Source organism: Mycobacterium sp. (genome assembly GCF_025933915.1).
Taxonomy (GTDB): domain Bacteria; phylum Actinomycetota; class Actinomycetes; order Mycobacteriales; family Mycobacteriaceae; genus Mycobacterium.
Genome location: NZ_JAICZA010000257.1, coordinates 1 through 4355, shown reverse-complemented (window position 1 = coordinate 4355; position 4355 = coordinate 1). Strand labels below are relative to the sequence as shown.

At 67.2% G+C, this 4355-nt stretch carries 5 protein-coding genes; 3 read left to right on the top strand and 2 right to left on the bottom strand.

The features are described 5' to 3' along the window. A partial coding sequence (locus Q0W90_RS23555) for a homocitrate synthase (protein WP_297776993.1) occupies positions 1-353 on the top strand: 353 nt, incomplete at its 5' end. 121 nt (positions 354-474) lie between these two features. Here Q0W90_RS23555 and Q0W90_RS23550 read toward each other — a convergent pair. Next, entirely contained in the window at positions 475-1953 is a 1479-nt protein-coding gene (locus tag Q0W90_RS23550) for a cytochrome P450 (RefSeq protein ID WP_297601114.1), read from the bottom strand. A gap of 113 nt (positions 1954-2066) precedes the next feature. Between Q0W90_RS23550 and Q0W90_RS23545 the strand changes: the two genes are divergently transcribed. After that, a complete protein-coding gene (locus tag Q0W90_RS23545; protein WP_297601117.1) occupies positions 2067-2702 on the top strand; it encodes a TetR/AcrR family transcriptional regulator in 636 nt (211 codons plus the stop codon). Between the two features lie 37 nt (positions 2703-2739). Continuing rightward, positions 2740-3684, top strand: a complete 945-nt coding sequence (locus Q0W90_RS23540) for an SDR family oxidoreductase (protein WP_297601120.1) — start codon at positions 2740-2742, stop codon at positions 3682-3684. Here the strand turns inward: Q0W90_RS23540 and Q0W90_RS23535 are convergent. Continuing rightward, positions 3619-4355: DNA polymerase IV (locus tag Q0W90_RS23535; protein WP_297776989.1), on the bottom strand; the 737-nt coding region annotated here is incomplete at its 5' end. The genes Q0W90_RS23540 and Q0W90_RS23535 overlap by 66 nt on opposite strands.

The window sequence follows — 4355 nt, the reverse complement described above, 5'->3', positions numbered from 1 at the left end:
CACGCACCAGCGGCCCGCTGCGGCTGGGCCAGTGGGAGTGCGCGGACGCCTCGCGATCGGGTCCGCAGGCCCGCAACTTCCAGGCCGTCATCGCCGTCGGCGACGGCATCAGCACCGCAACCGCGGCCGCCGGCGGCCCGATCGCGGCCCTGACCGCGATGCTGCACGAGCGCGGGATCACCGTCGAGAGCGTGACGTTCCATCAGATGCGATCGGGAAGCGACATCGCCACGTTCATCCGCGGCAGCAACGGCGCCCGCGCAGAGTGGGCGATGGGCCTCTCGGACGATCCGACGCAGTCGGCACTGCGCGCGGTCATCGCCTGCGCCAACCGGCTGCTCGCGGGCGAGTGATGCCGGCCGGGCCTCTCGCGAACGAAGAGGTGAGTTTCATTTGCGCTAGCGCCGGTGGTAGCGCAAATGAAACTCGGTCTATACCGCTATGGCGGCGCAGGTGACACGCTGTCGAGGACGCTCAGAGCGGGCGCAGCACGATCGGCATGCCGTCCATCGGAATCGGCATGCCGCCGTAGTCCCACCGCGGCTGATAGCCCGGCCGGGCCAGCTCGGCGCGGTAGCGGCGCAGCAGCCGGTGCAGCACGGTCTTGACCTCCAGCTGACCGAACACCATGCCGATGCACTTGTGCGCGCCACCGCCGAACGGCGCGAACGCATACCGGTGACTCTTGTGCTCCGAGCGCGGTTCGGCGAACCGCTCCGGGTCGAATTTATCTGGCTCCGTCCACAATTCGGGTAGCCGATGGTTCATACCGGGCCAGATGGTGATGTTGGTGCCGGCGGGAATGTAGTAGCCCAGCAGCTCGGTGTCCCGAACGGCCTGCCGCATGTTGAACGGCAGCGGCGTCACCATGCGCAGCGACTCGTTCATGATCAGCTCGAGTGTTTCCAGCTTCTCGAGCGACTCGATGTCCAGCGGTCCATCGCCGAGCCGGCCCGACTCCTCGCGCGCGCGCTCCTGCCACTCCGGGTTGGCGGCCATGTTGTAGACCATCGTGGTGGTGATCGACGTGGACGTGTCGTGGGCGGCCATCATCAAGAAGATCATGTGATTGACGATGTCTTCGTCGGTGAAGCTGTTGCCGTCGTCATCCTCGGTGTGGCACAACACCGTGAGCATGTCGCTGCCGGTGGCCTTGCGGCGTTCCCGGACGCGCTCGGTGAAGTAGTCCTCGAGCAGCTGGCGGGCCTGCAGCCCGCGCCACCACTTGAACGGCGGGACCGGCTGCCGGATGATCGCGCCGCCCGCACGCGTCGTAATAGTGAACGCCTGATTGACCTTGGTGACCAGGTCGTGGTCGGTGCCCGGCTCGTGTCCCATGAACACCAGGGACGCGACGTCGAGGGTGAGTTCCTTCATCGCCGGGTGGAACAGGAACCGCGCGTCGTTGGTCGGCCAGTTGGCGACGATGTCGCTCGCCACCCTGTCGATGTGCTCGACGTAGCCGGTCAGGCGGCCGCGGGTGAAGGCCTCCTGCATGATGCGGCGGTGGTACATGTGCTCGTCGAAGTCCAGCATCATCAGGCCGCGGTTGAAGAACGGCCCGATCACCGGGTGCCAGCCCTTCTGCGAGAAGTCCTTGTTGCGGTTGGAGAACACGGCCTGGGTGGCGTCCGGGCCCAGAGCGGTGACCGCCGGCATGATCGGCGAATGCAGGTAGCTCAGCGGGCCCCGGGTGCGATAAAGATGCAGCGCATAGTCCGGCCCGCCCCGGAACATCTCGATGATGTGCCCAAGCACAGGGAGGCCGGCATCGCCGACCACGGGTTTGAGGCCGCTGCCGGCGGGCGGTTCTGCCAGGACTTTCGGCTCCCACTCGTGGGTCAGCAGACGCTTCTCGATCGCCCCCATGCCCGGGATGGTGTTCAGCGTCGGGGTGAACCGGCGCCGCGCCTGGTCCAGCAGGTACTGCGGAGTGCTGATGGTCGCGGTCATAGACGCTCCTTTGCGTGCCCTCGGGTGACAGCGGTCACTGATCCATAACCTTCGCCGAAAAACTTGACGGCTGTCAAGTTTGCTTTTTACGTGGCGTGGTGCAAGGTCAGGGAGTGACCAGCCACCCCGCCAATCCGGTGCCGGGAGCACGACGGCGTGGCGACAAGCAACGCCAGGCGATCGTGCAGGCGGTGCGCGAGCTGCTGCAGGAAAAGCCGTTCGCGGAGTTGTCGGTCAGCACCATAAGCCTGCGGGCCGGGGTCGCCCGATCCGGCTTCTACTTCTATTTCGACTCCAAGTACGCGGTGCTGGCACAGCTGATGGCCGAGGCCACCGAGGAGCTCGAGGAACTCACGCAGTATTTCGCCCCCCGCCAGCCGGGCGAGTCGCCCGAAGAGTTCGCCAAGCGGATGGTCGGCAGCGCCGCGGCCGTCTACGCACACAACGACCCCGTGGTGACCGCCTGCAACGAGGCCCGCCATACCGACGTCGAGATCCGCGACCTGCTCGACCAGCAGTTCGAGGTGGTACTGGCGCAGATCGTCGCCATCGTCGAGGACGAGATGAAGGCCGGCACCGCCAGGCCGATCAGCGACGACCTTCCGACCCTGATCCGCACCCTGACCGGTACCACCGCGCTGGTGCTGACCGGTGACCCGGTCCTGACCGGATCCGACAGCGATCGTGGCCGACGGGTGCGCGTGCTCGAGCAGTTGTGGCTGCACGCGCTGTGGGCCGGCCGTCCCTAGGGCTGGGCTGGGTGGTACCGGCGGTATCGTCACCGCCATGGCGCAGAAGGCATCGGGGCGGTATTTCGCAGGAAAACGGTGTTTTGTCACCGGCGCGGCCAGCGGCATCGGCCGCGCTACCGCATTGCGGCTCGCCGCGCAGGGCGCCGAGCTCTACCTGACCGACCGCGATTCCGACGGCCTGGAGCTGACCGTGGCCGACGCCCGCGCCCTGGGGGCGCAGGTCCCGAAGCATCGGGTGCTGGACATCGCCGACTACGACCAGGTGGCCGCGTTCGCCGCCGACATCCATGCCGAGCATCCGGCCATGGACCTGGTGCTGAACATCGCCGGCGTATCGGCCTGGGGCACCGTCGACCGGCTGACCCACGAGCAGTGGAGCAAGATGGTCGCCATCAACCTGATGGGCCCGATCCACGTCATCGAGACCTTCGTGCCGCCGATGGTGGCGGCGAAGCGGGGCGGCCATTTGGTCAACGTGTCCTCGGCGGCCGGGCTGGTCGCCCTGCCCTGGCATGCCGCCTACAGCGCCAGCAAGTACGGATTGCGCGGCGTCTCGGAGGTGCTGCGCTTCGACCTGGCCCGCCACCGCATCGGGGTGTCGGTCGTGGTGCCGGGCGCGGTGAACACCCCGCTGGTGGGGACCGTGGAGATCGCCGGCGTGGACCGCGAGGACCCCAACGTCGCCCGGTGGATAAAGCGATTCTCAGGCCACGCCGTGTCGCCGGAGAAGGCCGCCGAGAAGATCCTGGCCGGGGTGGCCAAGAACCGCTACCTGATCTACACGTCGGCCGATATCCGGGCGCTGTACGCCTTCAAAAGGCTTGCGTGGTGGCCTTATAGCGTCGCGATGCGCCAGGTGAACGTGATCTTCACCCGTGCGCTGCGGCCCGGCAATCCGCCCGACCCGGCCCCGTTAGTCCGGCATAACGAGCTCGAGCCGCACCCCGAGCAAACGGACCGGCCGGTCGAGGGGGAATAGGTCCAGGACGCGCAAGGCCGCGGCGACGATCGTGTCGCGATCGGTGGTGGGCGCGTCGAGCTTGCGAATTTTGGTGCGCGTGTAGAACGTCGCGGTTCGTACGGTGACCGCCACCCGGGTCACCACCCGCGCTTCGGCCAGCACGTCGGCCAGGGCTCGTTCCGCCAAATCCGTTATGGCCGTGTTCATCTCGGTGTGATCGGTGAGGTCGCGGGGAAAGGTGACGACGTGGCTGCGCGAGCGCGGCACCCACGGCTCGGCGCTGACATCGGTATCACCGCCGCCCTTGGCCAGCAGCAGCAGCCACAGCCCGGTGCGCGCCCCGAACGTGGCCGTCAACAACTCCGCGTCGCTGTGGGCCAGTTGTCGAACCGTCGTAATATCAAGAGCCACAAGTTTTTTCGCCGTCTTTGGCCCGACGCCCCACAGCGCGTCGACCGGACGGTCGGCCATCAGCGACATCCAATTAGCATCGGTGAGCACGAAAATGCCGGCCGGCTTGGCGAAACCGGTGGCGACCTTGGCGCGCTGCTTGTTGTCGCTGATGCCGACCGAGCAGGACAGCCCGGTTTCCGAGGAGATGACGCTGCGGATCCGCTGCGCGGTCTCGCTGGGGTCCTCCGCGTTGACGGCGACGTAGGCCTCGTCCCAGCCCCACACTTCCACCGGAT

Coding starts and splice junctions, on each gene's coding strand:
- Q0W90_RS23550 (WP_297601114.1), bottom strand. CDS start 1,953: ATGACCGCGACCATCAGCACTCCGCAGTACCTGCTGGACCAGGCGCGG.
- Q0W90_RS23540 (WP_297601120.1), top strand. CDS start 2,740: ATGGCGCAGAAGGCATCGGGGCGGTATTTCGCAGGAAAACGGTGTTTT.